This window comes from Bradyrhizobium murdochi (genome assembly GCF_000472965.1).
Taxonomy (GTDB): domain Bacteria; phylum Pseudomonadota; class Alphaproteobacteria; order Rhizobiales; family Xanthobacteraceae; genus Bradyrhizobium; species Bradyrhizobium murdochi.
In genome coordinates, this window is the sequence record NZ_AXAU01000012.1 from 100,941 (window position 1) to 117,677 (window position 16,737).

The following is a 16,737-nucleotide window of genomic DNA, read 5'->3' on the forward strand; positions in this document are numbered from 1 at the left end:
CGATCACACGCAATTCAATGGTTTGCCTCGAAACTTGCCTGTAAAGACGTGCCATGAGCGTCCTAGTTCCCTTGCGCGCCGCACTCGGCGTCGCCGCGTTGAGCGTCGCGTGTGCGGCGTCGGAGGTTCGCGCCCAGGATGCTTCGCCGTGGCAACACGACGCCCATTCCGCGGTACGGTTGCTGGCGGGATCACGCAGCGGCGCTGTGTTGCTCGGCGGCGTAGCCATCCAGTTGCAGCCGGGATGGAAGACCTATTGGCGGACGCCCGGGGATTCCGGCGTGCCACCCCGCTTCGACTTCTCCAAATCCGACAATGTCGAAGCTGTGACGGTGCTGTGGCCGGCACCGATGAAATTCGACGACGGCGCAGGCGGCACCGCGCTGGGATACAAGCACCAGGTCGTGCTGCCGTTGCGGATCGTCGCCAAGAATGCCGACAAGCCGGTGACGCTGCGCACCCACATCAGCTACGCGGTCTGCGAAAAGCTCTGCATTCCCGTCGAAGCCCATGCCGAGCTCGCTTTTGCCAGCGTGGCAAGCACCGAGGACGGCACACTGTCCGATGCGCTCAATGCGGTGCCGAAGCCGGCCAATGTCGGGGACGACAATCCGCTGACCATCCGCGACGTCAAGCGCGAGGGAAAGAACGTGCTGGTCGACGTGACCGCGCCCGAGGCCAAGGAGATCAACCTGTTCGCCGAGGGGCCGACGCCCGACTGGGCGTTGCCGGTTCCCAAGCTCGTGGAGCAAGACCCGCCTGGCGTCAAACGCTTTGCCTTCGAACTGGACGGCCTGCCGCCCGGCGCCAGTCCGGAAGGCGCCGCACTCAAACTGACGCTGGTCGGCGGTGACCGGGCCTACGAGTTCAACGTCAGTTTGAATTGACGCGTCCTGGCGTCCTCCGGGCGTACGCAGTCGCGCGACGCTGCCGCGACGTGGTTTCCTGCCAGTGCAGCGACGCTTTCCAGTCCGAGGAGAGCCGGCGCTTGGCGGCTCTCCTCTTCAGCAACGTGTTCTCCTAGCTCTTCTGGCCGCTCATTTGCTGAGCGCGCATATAGCTCTTGCAAGCGCTACGCATATCGCCCTTTGACATGGCGGCATTCGCCGCACCCATCTCTTTCATCATCGCAAATTTGCCGGGGCTATCAGGCATAGCGTTACTGGACGCGAGGAGCTTGGCCATGTTTTCGCTTGTGCAACCCGTCTTCTGGGCAGAAGCCTTCTGGGCAAAAGCCGGGCTGACAGCCAGCGCGGTGGTGATCGTTACAGCGGTGACAAGCAGTAGTTTCATATTTTTCCTCCCCGGCCGCACCATGCGACCGAAGCTCAAAATCAAAAAAGCCGGAAAAGTTCCGCCAACCCCCGGGGCCAACCAGCATGAAGCTACGAAACCGGGGATACCTGCACGGCTGGCGGGGGCCTGTGGGTCGGTATGGGATCGGGCGCGTTGATGACGTAGAGCGCACCGGCCACCAGCATGATGGCAGCGATCACCAATCCCAACATGGCCAGGACCAGATCGTTCGGGTCATCCATTTCGCGGCCCGGACACGCGGGCTGTTCGGGTGCGACGGCAGCCATCGCCTCTGGCTACCCGCGCGAGCGCCTGCAATGAATAACGGCGGTCCGAAGACCTCTGGCCATCCATGACGTGCGCCGTTGTGAACGGTGGGCGATGGCTCCGCGACTTCAAACGACGGCCCGGCCGGTTTGTTCCTGACTTCGTCGTTTCGCAGCTCCAGGCGGCAGCACACCCAACCGAATCTTAACGAATGGTTGATACATCCGACCAACGCCGCCGCCTCGCGGCACGTTTCGGGATGTATCGTTGTGGCCGTGATGGATACCCAATCCGCAACCGCTTCGCCTAGTGGCGTGATCGCGCGCCTGCGTGCGCTGCTTGGCGGCTCCAGTGAAGCCTCCGTTACAAGGCGGCTGGCCGGCACGATCTTCGTGATCCGCGTCTTCAGCGCAGCGCTTGCCTATTTCTCGCAGATCCTGCTGGCGCGCTGGATGGGCGGCTCGGACTACGGCGTCTATGTCTATGTCTGGACCTGGGTGCTGCTGCTCGGCAGCATGATGGATTTCGGCATCTCGGCGTCCGCGCAGAAGATCATTCCGGAATATCGTACACGCGGTGAGCATGCGCTGCTGCGCGGCTTTCTCTCCGGCAGCCGATGGATGACATTCGCAGTCGCCTCCATCGTCTCGCTGCTGCTGGCGGGCGCGGTGAAGGGATTGTCGCCATGGATCGACGACAACGCGATCGTTCCCCTCTACATCGGTTGCCTGACACTGCCGGCGTTCGTCGTCGCCAACACCCAGGACGGCATCGCCCGCTCGCACGACTGGATGCGGCTTGGCCTGGTGCCACAGTTCATCGTGCGCCAGTCGCTGATCATTGGCCTGACCGCTGGCGCCTTCGTGCTCGGCTTTAATCTTGGCGCCACCGCCGCGATGTGGGCCAGCGCCGCGGCGGTATGGATCGCGATGATCGGCCAGATGATCGTGCTCAATCGCAAGCTCGGCGGCCATACCGACCGCGGCCCCCGGGCCTACGACTTCCGCGGCTGGCTCGCGGTCTCGCTGCCGATCCTGCTGGTAGAGAGCTTTTATCTGCTGTTGTCCTACACCGACGTACTGGTGCTGCAGCAATTCCGCTCCTCGGAAGAGGTCGGCGTCTACTTTGCCGTGGTGAAGACGCTGGCGCTGGTCTCCTTCATTCACTACGCGATGGGGGCTTCGACTGCGCATCGCTTTGCCGAGTATCACGCGCAGGGCGATAAGCCGCGGCTGTCGGCCTATGTGGCGCATGCGATCCAGTGGACGTTCTGGCCGTCGCTCGGCGCAACCATTCTGCTGCTGGCGCTGGGCAAGCCGCTATTGTGGCTGTTCGGACCGCAATTCGTCGTCGGCTATGACATCATGTTCATTGCAGCGATTGGCCTTGTGGTGCGCTCCGCCATCGGCCCGGTCGAGCGACTCCTGAATATGCTCGGCCATCAGCACATCTGCGCGCTGGCCTATGCGCTCGCCTTTATCATGAACGTTGTGCTGTGCGTCGTCCTGGTGCCCCACTTCGGCGGCCAAGGCGCCGCGGCCGCGACCTCGATCTCGCTGACGTTCGAGACGGTGCTGCTGTTCTGGATCGTGCGCCGGCGGCTCGGACTGCACGTGCTGGCGTTCGGGAAGCGCTGATCCCACAGACCGCTGGAGCGGTTGGAAGACGGCCGCCGGGGCGGCCGACAGCATCGGCGAGGCAGGACACCGGTTTCGCTCTGCACCGCCAAATTGGGGAAAACAACCACCGGATTCCTATGTGCGCATGAAATATTCTTATTTCACCCCATGCGCCGCCATCGATAGGACGTTTATCCCCTGCGTTGCTATATACTCGCACATGCCAAATGGAACTTGCACCCGGAAATGATTGATCCGCTTTACGTTGCCTCGGGATTCGGCGTCGGCCTGCTGGTCGGGATGACCGGTGTCGGCGGCGGCTCGCTGATGACGCCGCTGCTGATTCTGCTATTCGGCATCCACCCGTCGACCGCTGTCGGCACCGACCTTCTATATGCCGCGGCCACCAAAACGGGCGGCAGCCTGGTGCATGGCTTTGCACGCAGCATCCACTGGCCGGCAGTGATGCGTCTCGCCAGCGGCAGCATCCCGGCAAGCGTCGTTACCTTGCTCGTGCTGTGGCAACTCGAGCTCAAGGGGGAGGCCGCGCGCAGCCTGGTTAATCTGGTGCTGTGCTTCGCGCTCCTCCTCACGGCGACATCGTTGATCTTCCGCAGGGCGATCATGGATCACTATCGCCGCCGCATGGAAGGGTTCGATGCCGCGGCGACCGGCCGCGCGACCGTGATGGTCGGCGTGGCGCTCGGTGTGCTGGTCTCGATTTCATCCGTCGGCGCCGGCGCCGTCGGCGTCACCGCGCTCCTGCTGCTCTATCCGCGCCTGCCGATGGCGAGCATTGTCGGCTCGGACATCGCGCATGCGGTGCCGCTGACGCTGGTAGCCGGCATCGGACACTGGGCGCTGGGTTCGGTCGATTGGGCGCTGATGAGTGTGCTGTTGGTCGGATCTTTGCCCGGCATCGTGATCGGCAGCTACTGCGCGGTTCGCGTCCCGGAGACAGTGCTGAGGGTGGTGCTGGCCTCAGTCCTGATTCTGGTGGCCAGCAAGCTCGGCTTCAACGAGCTGCATTTTTCGCAGGCGAGTATCGCAGCCGTGACCGGGAGCGTCGCCCATTAGGCGCGCTTCCCGGGCCTGCTCACGATTTGCCTTATGCCGCGGTCCATCCGCCGTCGATCGACAGATTGGCGCCGGTGATCTGGGCGGCATCGTCGCTGCACAGGAACAGCGCCAGTGCGGCGACCTGTTCGGAGGTCACGAACTCCTTGGTCGGCTGCGCCTCCAGCAACACGTCGTTGATGACCTGCTCCTTGGTCAGGTTGCGCGCCTTCATGGTGTCGGGAATCTGCTTTTCCACCAGCGGCGTCCAGACATAACCTGGGCTGATGCAGTTGCAGGTGATCTTGAACGTCGCAAGCTCCAGCGCCACCGTCTTGGTGAGACCGGCAATGCCGTGCTTGGCCGAGACATAGGCCGCCTTGAACGGCGACGCCACCAGCGAATGCGCGGAAGCCGTGTTGATGATACGGCCCCAGCCACGCTTCTTCATGCCGGGGACTGCAGCGCGGATGCCGTAGAACGCCGACGACAGGTTGATGGCGATAATGGCTTCCCACTTCTCGGGCGGAAACTCCTCGATCGGCGAGACGAACTGGATGCCGGCATTGTTGACGAGGATATCGACCGAACCAAACGTCTTCTCGCCAAGCGCGACCATTTCGGCAATCTCGGCGGGCTTGGTCATGTCGGCGGGCGAGTGCACGGCGCGGACCTTGAAGTCGGTCTCGATGCCGGAACGCTCGCGCTCAATATCGGCCGGCACGCCCATGCCGTTAAGGACGACATTGGCGCCGGCGGCGGCAAAAGCGCGCGCGTAAGCCAATCCGATGCCGCTTGTCGAGCCGGTCACGACAGCGGTCTTGCCTTTTAACGTACCCATTCCATTCACTCCTGCTTGCCTGCGGCGGTCTTCGAAACATCCCCCGTCATATCGTAGGCCATCATGGTCTGGCCGGATTGCGGACGCTCCAACACATCCTTGTGACGCATCGACAGATGAACGTCGCGGACGCCTGCGTTCCAGTGTTCGACCATGGCGACATGCGAAAAGTCGTAATCCTTGGATGAAGTTTCGTAGTTCTTGCTCTTGTAGATCAGATGCACGACGGTGACGGTGTTTTCCTTGGCCGCGTTGCAGAGAACTGCCACCGACGGATCGTTCTTGAGATCATCGGGCAGCCTTCCGAGCAGCTCGCGCAGCGCCTTCCGCGCGTTGTGCACCTGCTTGTTCTTGTCGGTGGTCATGCGGGTGCGGCTGGAATAGCGGATGTCCTTTTCGCGCTCTGCGGCCTCCAGCAGCGATGTCGGCAATTCGCCGCGCGCGCTGAACAAATCGACCTGAAAGATCAGGAGATCGCGGTTGGTTTCCCCGCCCAGCACATAATCGAGCGGGGTATTGGAAGCGATGCCGCCGTCCCAATAGTGCTCGCCTTCGATCTCGATGGAAGGAAAGCCGGGCGGCAGCGCGCCGGAGGCCATGATGTGCTCCGGGCCGAGCTTTTTGCCGCGCTTCCTGAAATCGAAATTGTCGAAATATTTCAGGTTGCCCGAGGTTACCCCGACCGCGCCGACGCTGAGCCGCGTCTTCAGATCGTTGATGCGGTCGAAGTCGACCAACCGCTCCAGCGTTTTCTTCAGCGGCGCAGTGTCATAATAGCTTTGCGATTGCCGGCTGCCCGGCGGCCACAAAGGGGCAGGCGGAATGCGCGGCATAAAGAAGCCCGGTACGCCGAAGGTCGCAATCAGTGCGGCACTGGTTTCGTTGAACAGCGAGCGCGCGCGGTCGCCTGATGCGACGGGCTTCCATGGCACCGGAGATGACACCAGCTCCCAAAATTCTTTCAGCCGGTCGACGCGCTTTTCACCTTCGTTGCCGGCAATGATCGCAGCATTGACGGAGCCGATCGAAATGCCCGCGATCCATTCGGGTTCGAACCCCGAGCGGCACAGCGCCTGAAAGGCACCCGCCTGATAGGAGCCGAGCGCGCCGCCGCCTTGCAGGACCAGCACACGCTGCGCTTTGGCGGGCGTGGTTGCCGGCGCGATATCGGAATGATCCATCGTGACCGTCGGCTAGTGGACAATGACCGGGGCACCGTGGCGGCAGTTCGCGACGGCGTCAATCAGGCAAGATCGAAGCAGGGATCACGCCGAGTTTATCGCTTTGTGAGACGTCGAAGCCTGCATCCGGCGTTGCCTCAGGTTGATGCAAGGATCAGCGTCCAGAACACCTTGTATTTGGTGTTTGGAGCGTAAACCGCCGCAATGCCCAATTTTGTGACACCGTTCTTGAGCATATTGGCCTTGTGCGGCGGCGAGTCGCGCCAGCCGGAAAAGGCTTCCGCCATCGTGTGATAGCCGGCCGAGATATTCTCGACGGCAAGCTTCGCCGGATAGCCTGAGGCCCCCAGCCGCTTGTCCAGCGGGCCCTTCACATTGTGGTCCATCTTGTTGCGGGCCGCCATCGCCTGGGACTGCTGCTCCGCCAGCTTGATCAGATCGGGATCGACCACGACGGCGCCGAGGCCGTTGTTCTGGCGATATTGCGAGATCAGAAGCGCCGCTGCCACAGGGTCCAGCGTGGCGCCGGGTTGGGCCATGTCGAGATACATGGCCGGCTGTTCCGGAATCTTGACGTCTGCCGAGCAGCCGGCAAGCAGCAATACGCCGATAATGGCGGTGGTCGCCCGTTTCACTGAAAGAATCCCCCGAAGAAAGCCCCTAAGCCTGGATGGCCGCTTGTTGCATACCAACCGTGGCTGAATGGTGAACGGGCCGTCGTTTCGACGTCATTCCTGCGCGGCAAAGATCCGGTAGCGGCGGGGTTGCAGGCTGATGATTTCTCCGGCCTGGAGTTCCCGGTCGCGGGGGGCGTCGATCTCGATCACGGTCTTGCCCTCCCCGCCCGTCAACGCGATCTCCGCCCGCTGGATCGGGCCGAATGAGCGGACATGGCGCACCGCGCCCTCCAGCGAGCCGGTTCCGGCGGGCCCGATCTGCATGTCGTGGCGACGGACGAACAGCTTTGAGGCGCCGGAGGCTGCACCATCGGCGGCGATATTGAGCGTGCGGCCGCCGAGCCGCACCGAGCCGCCTGAGACCTCCACCGGCAGTACGATGGATTCGCCGATGAAGCCGTGGACAAAGGCGGTCGCCGGATTGTCATAGACGTCGCCGGGCGTGCCGATCTGCTCGATGCGCCCCTTGTCCATCACCACCACGCGGTTGGCGACTTCCAGCGCCTCTTCCTGGTCGTGGGTGACGAAGATCGAGGTGACATGGATTTCGGAATGCAGCGAACGCAGCCATTGCCGCAGCTCTTTGCGCACCTTCGCGTCGAGCGCGCCGAAGGGCTCGTCGAGCAGGAGGATGCGCGGCTCGATCGCAAGCGCGCGTGCCAGCGCAATGCGCTGCCGCTGGCCGCCCGACAATTGGCTGGGATAGCGGTTTGCCAGCCAGTCGAGCTGCACCAGGTCGAGCAATTCCTTGACGCGGGCACGGATCGTGGCCTCGTCCTTGCGAACGGCGCGCGGCTGCACGCGCAGGCCGAAGGCGACGTTCTCGAACACCGTCATGTGGCGGAACAGCGCGTAGTGCTGGAACACGAATCCCACGTGGCGCTCGCTGGCGCCGTGTCCCAGCGCATCCTCGCCATCGATCCGCACCTCGCCTGCATCGGGCCAGTCGAGGCCTGCGATAATCCGCAGCAGCGTGGTCTTGCCCGAACCGGACGGGCCGAGCAGCGCCAGCAATTCGCCCTTGCCGACCTTCAGATCGACATTGTCGAGGGCAGCGAACGCGCCGAATTTCTTGACGATGTTTTTGACTTCAATGGTCACTTGGATCGTCCCTTAAATCATCCCTTAAATCGTTCCTCGGGGTTTGTCCTTCATCCAGACGCTGTTCGAGAACGGTCTTCACGACCAGCGTGATCAAGGCCAGCATCGCCAGGAGCGAGGCAATCGCAAACGAGGCTACGAATTGATATTCATTATAGAGGATCTCGACCAGTAGCGGCATGGTGTTGGTCTCGCCGCGGATATGGCCCGACACCACCGATACCGCGCCGAACTCGCCCATGGCGCGCGCATTGCACAGCAGTACGCCATACAACAGGCCCCATTTGATATTGGGCAGAGTGACGCGGAAGAAGGTCTGCAGGCCTGACGCTCCCAGCGAGATCGCGGCTTCCTCCTCCTGGGTGCCCTGCTCCTGCATCAGCGGGATCAGCGAACGGGCCACAAACGGAAATGTCACGAAGATGGTCGCGAGCGCAATACCGGGCACGGCGAACAGAATATGGACGTTGTGCGCCTGCAGCCAGGTGCCCCAATAGCCCTGCGCACCGAACAGCAGCACGAAGACAAGGCCCGAAATGACCGGACTGACCGAGAACGGCAGGTCGATCAGCGTGACCAGGAAGGTCTTGCCGGGAAAATCGAACTTTGCGATCGCCCAAGCCGCGATCACCCCGAACAGCAGATTGAGGCCGACCGAAATCGCCGCCACCAGCAGGGTCAGCCGGATTGCCGACAGTGCCTCCGGCTCGGCCAGCGCGGCGAAATAGGCGCCAAAACCTTTCGACAAGGCCGATGCGAACACCACGACCAGCGGCAGCACGACAAAGATGGTGAGGAAGCTGACGGCAAGCGCGATGATGACGAAGCGGACCGGCCCCGGCTCTGTCCGAAAATCCTCAGGCGAAGCAATCGCCCGCGGAGGCTCGCGCGCCTCGCGGCGCGACAGCGAGGAAATGGCCGCGCCCGCCGTTGACGCGTAGGCCCTTAGCGGCGCCTCCGGAGTCACAAAGCTCGTTTGCGTCGACATCGATCGGCCCTCAATGCGCGGGAATGCGGGTTTGCGCCCAGCGTTGCAGGCGATTGACGGCTAAGATGATCACGAACGAAGCCAGCAGCATGATGACGGCAATCGCCGTCGCATCGGCGTAGCGAAATTCGGATAACCGGATCACGATCAGCAGTGGCGCGATCTCCGATACGTTCGGCAGATTGCCGGCGATGAAGATCACCGACCCGTACTCGCCGACCGCGCGCGCGAATGCCAGCGCGAAGCCGGTCAGCAGCGCCGGAATCAGGCTCGGCAAAATCACCCGGAACACGGTGTGCCAGCGGTTGGCGCCGAGGCTTGCGGCCGCTTCCTCGATTTCCGGATCGAGATCGATCAGGACGGGCTGAACCGTGCGCACCACGAAGGGGATGCCGATGAAAATCATCGCAATAAAAATCCCGATCGGCGTGAACGCCACCTTGATGCCGAGTTCAGCCAGCGGCGCCCCAAGCCATCCCTTCTGTGCGAACAATTGCGTCAGCGCCACCCCCGCGACCGCGGTCGGCAGCGCAAAGGGAATGTCGACGATGGCATCGAATATCCGCCGGCCCGGAAAGCGGTAGCGCACCAGCGCCCACACGATGATGGTGCCCATCACCAGGTTGACGCAGGCTGCGGCAAAGGAGAGACCGAACGAAATCTTCAGCGCATTCAGCGTACGGCGGCTGGTGAGAATTTCCCAGAACTGCGCGGGCGAAAGCTCGAGCGTCTTGAGGAACAGGCCGGCGAGCGGAATGAGGATGATAACGGAGAGCCACGTCAGCGTCAGGCCCATGGTGAGACCAAACCCTGGCAGGCTGCTTTGCCGCGCGACCGCTGTGCTCACAAATCCCCCTGCTTCGGCTACGGCCGCCCGTTGGCCAGATCAGTTCTTGTAAATCTGGTCGAAAATGCCGCCTTCGCCGAAGTGATCTTTCTGCGCCCTAGTCCAACCACCGAAAACGTCGTCGATTGTGAAAAGTTCGACCTTGGCGAAGGATTTTTCATGCTCCTTCGCGATTTCCGAATCGCGCGGACGGTAGGAATTGCGTGCGGCAATTTCCTGACCCTCCTTGGTGTACCAATACTTCAGGTAGGCCTCGGCAACGGCGCGGGTGCCTTTTTTGTCGGCAACCTTGTCGACGACTGCCACCGGCGGCTCGGCGAGAATCGACAATGGCGGCGCGACGATCTCGAACTTGTCCTTGCCGAATTCGCGCTGCGCCAGGAACGCCTCGTTCTCCCACGCCAGCAACACATCGCCGACGCCGCGCTCGACGAAGGTTACCGTCGAGCCGCGCGCGCCGGTATCGAGCACCGGGACGTTCTTGAAGAGATCGGCGACGAACTTCTTCGCCTTGTCGGCGGAGCCGAATTTCTTTTCGGCAAAGCCCCATGCGGCCAGGTAATTCCATCGTGCGCCGCCCGAGGTCTTCGGGTTCGGCGTAATCACCTGCACGCCGGGCTTGATCAGATCGTCCCAATCCTTGATGGCTTTGGGGTTACCCTTGCGAACAAGGAATACGATCGTGGACGTATACGGGGATGCATTGAGCGACAGGCGCTTCTGCCAATCCGGCGCCACCAGCCCCTTTGCAGCGATGGCGTCGATGTCATAGGCCAGCGCCAGCGTGACGACATCGGCCTGCAGCCCGTCGATTACCGCGCGCGCCTGCGAGCCCGAGCCGCCATGCGACTGCTTGATCTCGACGCTCTTACCGTTCTCTTTCCGGTAGGCCGCCGCGAACGCCTTGTTGAAATCGGCGTATAGCTCGCGCGTCGGATCGTAGGACACGTTGAGCAAGGTGTAGTCGGCAGCGAAAGCCGAACTCGCCCAGAGCAATCCGGCAACAAGCGGCAGAATGCGACGGATCATCGTTGATCTCCATTCGGCTTGACGAAGCATATCATCAACCACGAACGCATAAGTCGCGACGAAGGGCCGCTTAGTCAACGAAACCGCATTTCAATGTTTGCGGTTCCGCAGCTTGCCTGTCCTACAAAGTTCGGACTCTAGGAAGTTTTGGTCGTATGGATGCCGCATTCCGTCTTGGGCCTGCCGCGCCAGCGGCCGGCCCGGGCGTCCTCGTCCGGCGCCGTCCGGCTCGAACACGGCATGCACCCGACCGACAGGTAGCCCGAGGCGACCAGCGGATGCGGCGGCAATTTGGCGAGCTTGTAGATCGCCTCGATCTCTTCGCGCGATACGTTGGCAAACGGATTGAATTTCAACCTCTCGCCATCATCTTCAACGACGGGAATCTCAGCGCGCGCGCCGCCCTGAAAACGCTTGCGTCCGTTGATCCAGGCCGAGAACGGTTTGAGCGCCCGCGCCAGCGGCTCTACTTTACGGATACGGCAGCAGGCGTCGGGATCGGAAAACCACAATTCGCGATCGGGATCCTGGCGTGAGAGCGCTTCTGCCAGCGGCTTGATCGAGCGGACGTCGCGGAGACCAAGCGCAGCAATCAGCGTATCGCGATAGGCGAGCGTCTCCTCGAACAGCCAACCCGTGTCGAGGAAGATCACGGGAATCGCGGGATCGACGTCGGCCATCACCTTCAGCAGCGCCGCCGATTCCGTACCGAACGACGACACCAGCGCAAGCTGCTCGCGGCCGACGGTCTTCAGCGCGGTTTCAATGACATGCGTCGGTGAAGCGTCGCGCAAGGTATGGTCGAGCGTCTGCGCTGAAGGAAGGATCGCCGCTTCGGTGGCGAGCGCATGCTGTAAGATCGCTGTCACTGGCCCGCACTCTCTGAATGACGCAACTGCATCCGCCGATTGAGCGCCGTGACGCGGCCATCGCCGGTCGGCTGGTAGAACACCGAATAGCGCTTCATGGTCTCGGCGAAGGCGTCGGCGTCGGCATCCTTCTTCACCTCGAATGCGTCGAAGCCGGCGCGCGACATGAACACGAACTGGTCGCGCAGCACCTGGCCGGTGGCGCGCAGCTCGCCGTCATAGCCATGCCGCTCGCGCAACAAGCGCGCCTGGCTGTAGGCTCGGCCGTCGCGGAAGGTCGGGAACAACAGCGCGACGGCGGCCAGGCGGTCGAGATAGGGCACGAGATCGTCGACGGCGCGATTGTTCGGCCAGATCACGCCGGTTTTGCCGGCGCGCTTGAGAATGGCTTCCGGATCTTCGAGGAACCGCGCCGCCGAAATGAGGACCGCTCCGTCGCCCGGCAATTCGGCGCCGTCGGCAACATGGACGAACAGGTCGGTGGTGATTCTTCCGTTCTTAACGAGTGGCATAGACCCGCTCCTTGAATGGCTCGACGCCCAGACGCTTGACCGTATCGACGAACAGCTCTTCGGGACGGTCGCGCAGCGCGAGATAGGCTTCGACAATGTCTTCGATCACGTCGGCAACTTCCGCATAAGGGACGGCCGGGCCGATCAGCGCGCCCATCTGCGCGTTCTCGTCGGCGCGGCCGCCGATCGTGATCTGGTAGAACTCCTCGCCGTTCTTCTCGACACCGAGGATGCCGATGTGGCCGACGTGGTGATGGCCGCACGCGTTGATGCAGCCGGAGATGTTGATGTGCAGCCGGCCGATCATGTCGGCGGTGTCGTGATTGGCAAAACGCCGGGTCAATTCCTGTGCGATCGGAATCGAGCGCGCATTGGCGAGCGAGCAGTAGTCGAGCCCTGGGCAGGCGATGATATCGGTGACCAGATTGACGTTCGGCGTGGCGAGCCCGAGACGGTCGAGCGCCTTCCACAATTGCGGCAGGTCGCGCTTGGCAACATGCGGCAACGCCAGGTTCTGCTCGTGGCCGACGCGGATTTCGCCGAAGGAGTATTTGTCGGCGAGATCGGCGATCGCGTCCATCTGGTCGGCGGTGGCATCGCCGGGCGGACCGCCCACCGGCTTCAACGACAGCGTCACGATCGAATAGCCCTGCACCTTGTGCGGGGCCACCGAGTTCTTGCGCCAGCGCTCGAACAGCGGATCATGCGCGGCCTGCTTCAGCTCGTCCGGCATGTGCGGAAGCTTCTCGTAGGCCGGATAGGAGAAGCGCGAACGCACCTCCTCGATGACGGAATGGTCGAGTGTCAGGGCGCTGTGGCCCATCTGCCTCCATTCCTCGTCGACCTCACGCGCGAACTTCTCGATGCCGAGCTCATGCACCAGGATCTTGATGCGCGCCTTGTAGATGTTGTCGCGGCGGCCGTACTGGTTGTAGACGCGCAGGATCGCCTCGACATAGCTGAGAATGTCGCGGCCGGCTACGAACGGCTTGATGGTCTTGGCGATGAACGGCGTGCGGCCGAGGCCGCCGCCGACCAGTACCTCAAAGCCGGTCTCGCCGTCGGCGTTCTTGTGCAGCCGCAGCCCGATGTCGTGGATTTTGATCGCGGCGCGGTCGTGCTCGGATGCGGTGATCGCGATCTTGAACTTGCGCGGCAGGAACGAGAATTCCGGATGCAGCGTGGTGTGCTGACGCAGGATCTCCGACCAGATGCGTGGATCCTCGACCTCGCCGGGCGCGACACCCGCCCATTGGTCCGAGGTGACGTTGCGCATGTTATTGCCGGAGGTCTGCATCGCGTGGATACCGACCTCGGCAAGCTCGGCCAGTGCATCGGGCAACTCGGCAAGCTTGATCCAGTTGAACTGGATGTTCTGCCGCGTGGTGAAATGGCCGTAACCGCGGTCGTAGCGGCGGGCAATATAGGCGAGCCGGCGCAACTGCTTCGATGACAGCGTGCCATAGGGGATCGCGACGCGGAACATGTAGGCGTGCAATTGCAGGTACACGCCGTTCTGCAGCCGCAGCATCTTGAATTCGTCCTCGGTGAGTTCGCCCGAGAGGCGGCGCTTCACCTGATCGCGGAATTCCGAAACCCGCTCGTTGATGAGCGTGCGGTCGAGTTCGTCATATGCATACATGATGGATCAGCCTTTAGGCCGGAAGAAGGTCGATGGTGAGGCCCTTCGACCGGATGTGTTCACGGAGGTTGCCGGGCTTGACCAGCCCGCCGTTGAGCTCGACCGGCGCGATATAGGCACCGACCGCGCCGACGTCATCGGCCGCGCTTTCGGCGAGCAACGCACGCGCATCATCCGACGTGCTCACGATCGCAGCGTCGGACAGAGCGGTCGACCACCCCTGCTGTGCGGTCCGGTAGACCACAGCGCCATCCCAGGTGCGGTTGGCGGTCACTACCGACGGCCCGGTGATTCTGATTTTCTTTTGTTCGAGCGGAGAGGTCATTCGGCAGCATCCAATAGTTTTGAGATGACTTGATTGAGGTTGGACTGGCGCCACGGCGCGGAATGCGCGACTACGTCGCCGATGATGAGGATGGCGGGGCCGCCATCGATTTTTTCGACCAGCGCAGGAAGCTTTTCGAGCGTCCCGACCACGGCCTGCGCATCCGGCCGTGTCACGCGCGCAAATATTCCGACCGGCGTTTGTGGCGACCGCCCTGCGGCCAGAAGCCCTGCGCGGACCGACGGTGCGGCCGTCATGCCCATATAGACCACGATGGTCATTTTCTTGTCGGTCAGCACCGACCAGTCGACGGCCTCGGCGTCCTTTGCCTTGTGCGCAGTCAGGAAAGTGATGCGCAGCGCTTCATGCCGATAGGTCAGCGGCGCCTCGAACTGTGCGGCGGCGCCGAGGCCTGCGGTGATGCCCGGCACCACCGAATAGGCCACGCCCGCGGCGCGCAGCACTTCGATTTCCTCACCGCCGCGGCCGAAGATGAAGGGGTCGCCGCCCTTCAGCCGCACCGCGCGCTGTCCAGCCTTGGCAGCCTCGATCAGCAGTTTGTTGATTGCATCCTGGCCGATGCCGGGCTTGCCGACGCGGCGGCCGACCGGAATGCGCGAAGCGTCGCGGCGCACTCGATCGAGAATTTCCGGCGACACCAGCTCGTCGTAGAAAACCACGTCGGCATCCTGTAGCGCGCGCAGCGCCTTGATGGTGAGCAGATCCGGATCGCCCGGTCCCGCGCCGACCAGCGTTACCCTGCCCTCGGCCTTGCCGTCCTTGCTCGCGCCGGCGAAGGCGGAGGGATCGGCGATTTCGTTCAGCGCTTTCTCGGCCTCGCTCTTGCGCCCGGCAAGCACCAGCGCGCCAATCGGGCCGTCAATCACGCGCTCCCAGAAGCGGCGGCGCAGCGCAAATTCGGGAATGCGCGCATGGATCGATTTACGAAAGCTGCCGATGAGGGCGGCGAGATCGCCGATGCGCGCCGGCAGCACTGCTTCGATGCGCTCGCGCACGCGACGCGCAACCACCGGCGACGCGCCGCCGGTGCCGACGGCGACGACAACGTCGCCGCGATCGACGATCGCGGGAAAGATGAAAGTGGAATGCGCGAGATCGTCCATCACATTCACAGGCAAACCGACCGTCTTCGCGCGCACTGACATCGCAACGCCGATATCACCGGCGCCGGCGCAGAGCACCGCAATGACGCCTGAGAGATCGGCCGTGAGCGGATCGCTGGTTGCGCGTTCGATCCGTGCGGCAGCGGCCGCATCGAGTCCCGAAACGTCATGGCTGCCGTCGGTCGCATACCAGCGAATGTTTGCACCGGCCGATGCCAAGAGGCGCAGCTTCGCGCGCACGAGTTCGCCGGCTCCGACGAGCAGCACCACGCCGCTTTGCAGATCGAGAAACACGGGCAGAAATCGCATGCGAAACTCGCTTCCCCCACTTCGGGGTTGACTGGAATTATTTTCTATATATGTGTCGTTCAGCGCCCGCAAAGAGAAAATTTTTACTTCTCTGTTGCATCGCGACTATAGAATTTTCGCCCACCAAGGCCAAGGCCCAGAGATGCATCTTCTCAATCCCGACTCTGCCAAAGACCGGTTGCGTGGCGCCGACCGCAAGAGCGGCGCCACCGTCGAACAAATTTTCACCGATGGACGGCCGCCGCCGCCCGCGATGGATCATCTCGACGAGCTCGAGGCACAGAGCATCTACATTCTGCGCGAGGCGTTCGCGCGGTTGAAAAAACTCGCGCTGCTGTGGTCGCTCGGAAAAGATTCCAACGTGATGATCTGGCTGGCGCGCAAGGCCTTCTTCGGCCGCGTGCCGTTTCCGGCGCTTCACGTCGATACCGGCAAGAAATTTGCCGAGATGTACGCCTTCCGCGATCGCTTCGGAAAAGAGTGGGATCTCGATCTGAAAGTCGAACCCTGCCCGTCGATCGATGCCGTCGATCCAACGCTGCCGCCGGCCGCACGTTCGGCCGCCCGCAAGACCGAAGGGCTGAAGTGGGCCCTGACCAAATATGGTTTCGACGGATTGATTGCCGGCATCCGCCGCGATGAGGAGGCCACGCGCGCCAAGGAGCGCGTGTTCTCGCCGCGCGGGCTCGAAGGCGGCTGGGACGTGCGCGACCAGCCCCCGGAGTTCTGGGACCAGTTCAATGCATCAGTGCCGCAAGGCGCACATTTGCGCGTCCACCCGATCCTGCATTGGACCGAGGCCGACATCTGGGCCTACACCAAGCGCGAAAACATTCCGATCATTCCGCTCTATCTCTCGAAGGACGGCAAGCGCTATCGCTCGCTGGGCGATCAGGACATCACCAATCCTGTTGCGTCGACCGCCTCCAGCATCGACGAGATCCTCGCCGAGCTCGACGGCACCAAGGTGCCGGAGCGCGCCGGCCGCGCGCTGGATCATGAAACCGAAGATGCTTTCGAGCGGCTGCGCGTCGCCGGCTATCTCTAACGGACA

General features: G+C 62.7%; 18 protein-coding genes. 4 read left to right on the forward strand and 14 right to left on the reverse strand.

Annotation, left to right across the window (positions count from 1 at the left end):
• Positions 1 to 53: 53 nt before the first annotated feature.
• Entirely contained in the window at positions 54 to 887 is an 834-nt protein-coding gene (locus tag YUO_RS0122370) for a protein-disulfide reductase DsbD domain-containing protein (protein ID WP_028349280.1), read from the forward strand.
• A gap of 133 nt (positions 888 to 1,020) precedes the next feature.
• Here the strand turns inward: YUO_RS0122370 and YUO_RS0122375 are convergent, their stop codons facing one another.
• Positions 1,021 to 1,293 carry a hypothetical protein gene (locus tag YUO_RS0122375; RefSeq protein WP_028349281.1) on the reverse strand — a complete coding sequence of 91 codons (273 nt, stop codon included), beginning with the start codon at positions 1,291 to 1,293 and terminating at the stop codon, positions 1,021 to 1,023.
• 92 nt (positions 1,294 to 1,385) lie between these two features.
• Positions 1,386 to 1,583 (reverse strand): hypothetical protein, encoded by a 198-nt coding sequence (locus YUO_RS41395; RefSeq protein ID WP_035727318.1) that lies wholly within the window; start codon positions 1,581 to 1,583, stop codon positions 1,386 to 1,388.
• Between the two features lie 249 nt (positions 1,584 to 1,832).
• Between YUO_RS41395 and YUO_RS0122385 the strand changes: the two genes are divergently transcribed.
• Both YUO_RS0122385 and YUO_RS0122390 read left to right on the forward strand, forming a co-directional pair.
• On the forward strand, positions 1,833 to 3,200 hold the full coding sequence (locus tag YUO_RS0122385; RefSeq protein ID WP_028349282.1) for an oligosaccharide flippase family protein: 1,368 nt from the start codon (positions 1,833 to 1,835) through the stop codon (positions 3,198 to 3,200).
• Positions 3,201 to 3,428: 228 nt separating this feature from the next.
• Positions 3,429 to 4,259 (forward strand): sulfite exporter TauE/SafE family protein, encoded by an 831-nt coding sequence (locus YUO_RS0122390; protein WP_028349283.1) that lies wholly within the window; start codon positions 3,429 to 3,431, stop codon positions 4,257 to 4,259.
• Between the two features lie 31 nt (positions 4,260 to 4,290).
• On the opposite strand, the gene YUO_RS0122395 is transcribed toward YUO_RS0122390, so the two are convergent.
• From YUO_RS0122395 to cysG, 12 genes are all read right to left on the reverse strand, one after another.
• Entirely contained in the window at positions 4,291 to 5,079 is a 789-nt protein-coding gene (locus tag YUO_RS0122395) for a 3-hydroxybutyrate dehydrogenase (protein WP_028349284.1), read from the reverse strand.
• A gap of 5 nt (positions 5,080 to 5,084) precedes the next feature.
• Positions 5,085 to 6,260: a DUF3734 domain-containing protein gene (locus YUO_RS0122400; RefSeq protein ID WP_028349285.1), complete on the reverse strand. Its 1,176-nt coding sequence runs from the start codon at positions 6,258 to 6,260 to the stop codon at positions 5,085 to 5,087.
• Positions 6,261 to 6,397: 137 nt separating this feature from the next.
• On the reverse strand, positions 6,398 to 6,895 hold the full coding sequence (locus tag YUO_RS0122405; protein WP_028349286.1) for a CAP domain-containing protein: 498 nt from the start codon (positions 6,893 to 6,895) through the stop codon (positions 6,398 to 6,400).
• 93 nt (positions 6,896 to 6,988) lie between these two features.
• Entirely contained in the window at positions 6,989 to 8,038 is a 1,050-nt protein-coding gene (locus tag YUO_RS0122410) for a sulfate/molybdate ABC transporter ATP-binding protein (protein ID WP_028349287.1), read from the reverse strand.
• Positions 8,028 to 9,026, reverse strand: a complete 999-nt coding sequence (gene cysW / locus YUO_RS41400; protein WP_083754672.1) for a sulfate ABC transporter permease subunit CysW — start codon at positions 9,024 to 9,026, stop codon at positions 8,028 to 8,030. The genes YUO_RS0122410 and cysW overlap by 11 nt, the downstream gene beginning before the upstream one ends.
• A 10-nt stretch (positions 9,027 to 9,036) precedes the next feature.
• Entirely contained in the window at positions 9,037 to 9,843 is an 807-nt protein-coding gene (gene cysT / locus YUO_RS0122420) for a sulfate ABC transporter permease subunit CysT (RefSeq protein WP_028349288.1), read from the reverse strand.
• Positions 9,844 to 9,912: 69 nt separating this feature from the next.
• Entirely contained in the window at positions 9,913 to 10,902 is a 990-nt protein-coding gene (locus tag YUO_RS0122425) for a sulfate ABC transporter substrate-binding protein (RefSeq protein ID WP_028349289.1), read from the reverse strand.
• Positions 10,903 to 11,039: 137 nt separating this feature from the next.
• The gene (locus YUO_RS0122430; protein ID WP_028349290.1) at positions 11,040 to 11,762 is read right to left on the reverse strand and encodes a phosphoadenylyl-sulfate reductase; all 723 of its coding nucleotides are present in this window, start codon (positions 11,760 to 11,762) and stop codon (positions 11,040 to 11,042) included.
• A gap of 5 nt (positions 11,763 to 11,767) precedes the next feature.
• Positions 11,768 to 12,283: a DUF934 domain-containing protein gene (locus YUO_RS0122435; RefSeq protein ID WP_028349291.1), complete on the reverse strand. Its 516-nt coding sequence runs from the start codon at positions 12,281 to 12,283 to the stop codon at positions 11,768 to 11,770.
• Complete coding sequence (locus YUO_RS0122440) at positions 12,270 to 13,925, reverse strand: nitrite/sulfite reductase (protein ID WP_028349292.1); 1,656 nt, start codon at positions 13,923 to 13,925, stop codon at positions 12,270 to 12,272. The genes YUO_RS0122435 and YUO_RS0122440 overlap by 14 nt, the downstream gene beginning before the upstream one ends.
• 13 nt (positions 13,926 to 13,938) lie before the next feature.
• Positions 13,939 to 14,250, reverse strand: coding sequence for a DUF2849 domain-containing protein (locus tag YUO_RS0122445; RefSeq protein WP_028349293.1), 312 nt, complete (start codon positions 14,248 to 14,250; stop codon positions 13,939 to 13,941).
• On the reverse strand, positions 14,247 to 15,683 hold the full coding sequence (gene cysG, locus YUO_RS0122450; RefSeq protein ID WP_028349294.1) for a siroheme synthase CysG: 1,437 nt from the start codon (positions 15,681 to 15,683) through the stop codon (positions 14,247 to 14,249). The genes YUO_RS0122445 and cysG overlap by 4 nt, the downstream gene beginning before the upstream one ends.
• Before the next feature lie 253 nt (positions 15,684 to 15,936).
• On the opposite strand from cysG, the gene cysD reads away from it, so the two are divergent.
• A complete protein-coding gene (gene cysD / locus YUO_RS0122455) occupies positions 15,937 to 16,731 on the forward strand; it encodes a sulfate adenylyltransferase subunit CysD (protein ID WP_028349295.1) in 795 nt (264 codons plus the stop codon).
• Positions 16,732 to 16,737: the final 6 nt, after the last annotated feature.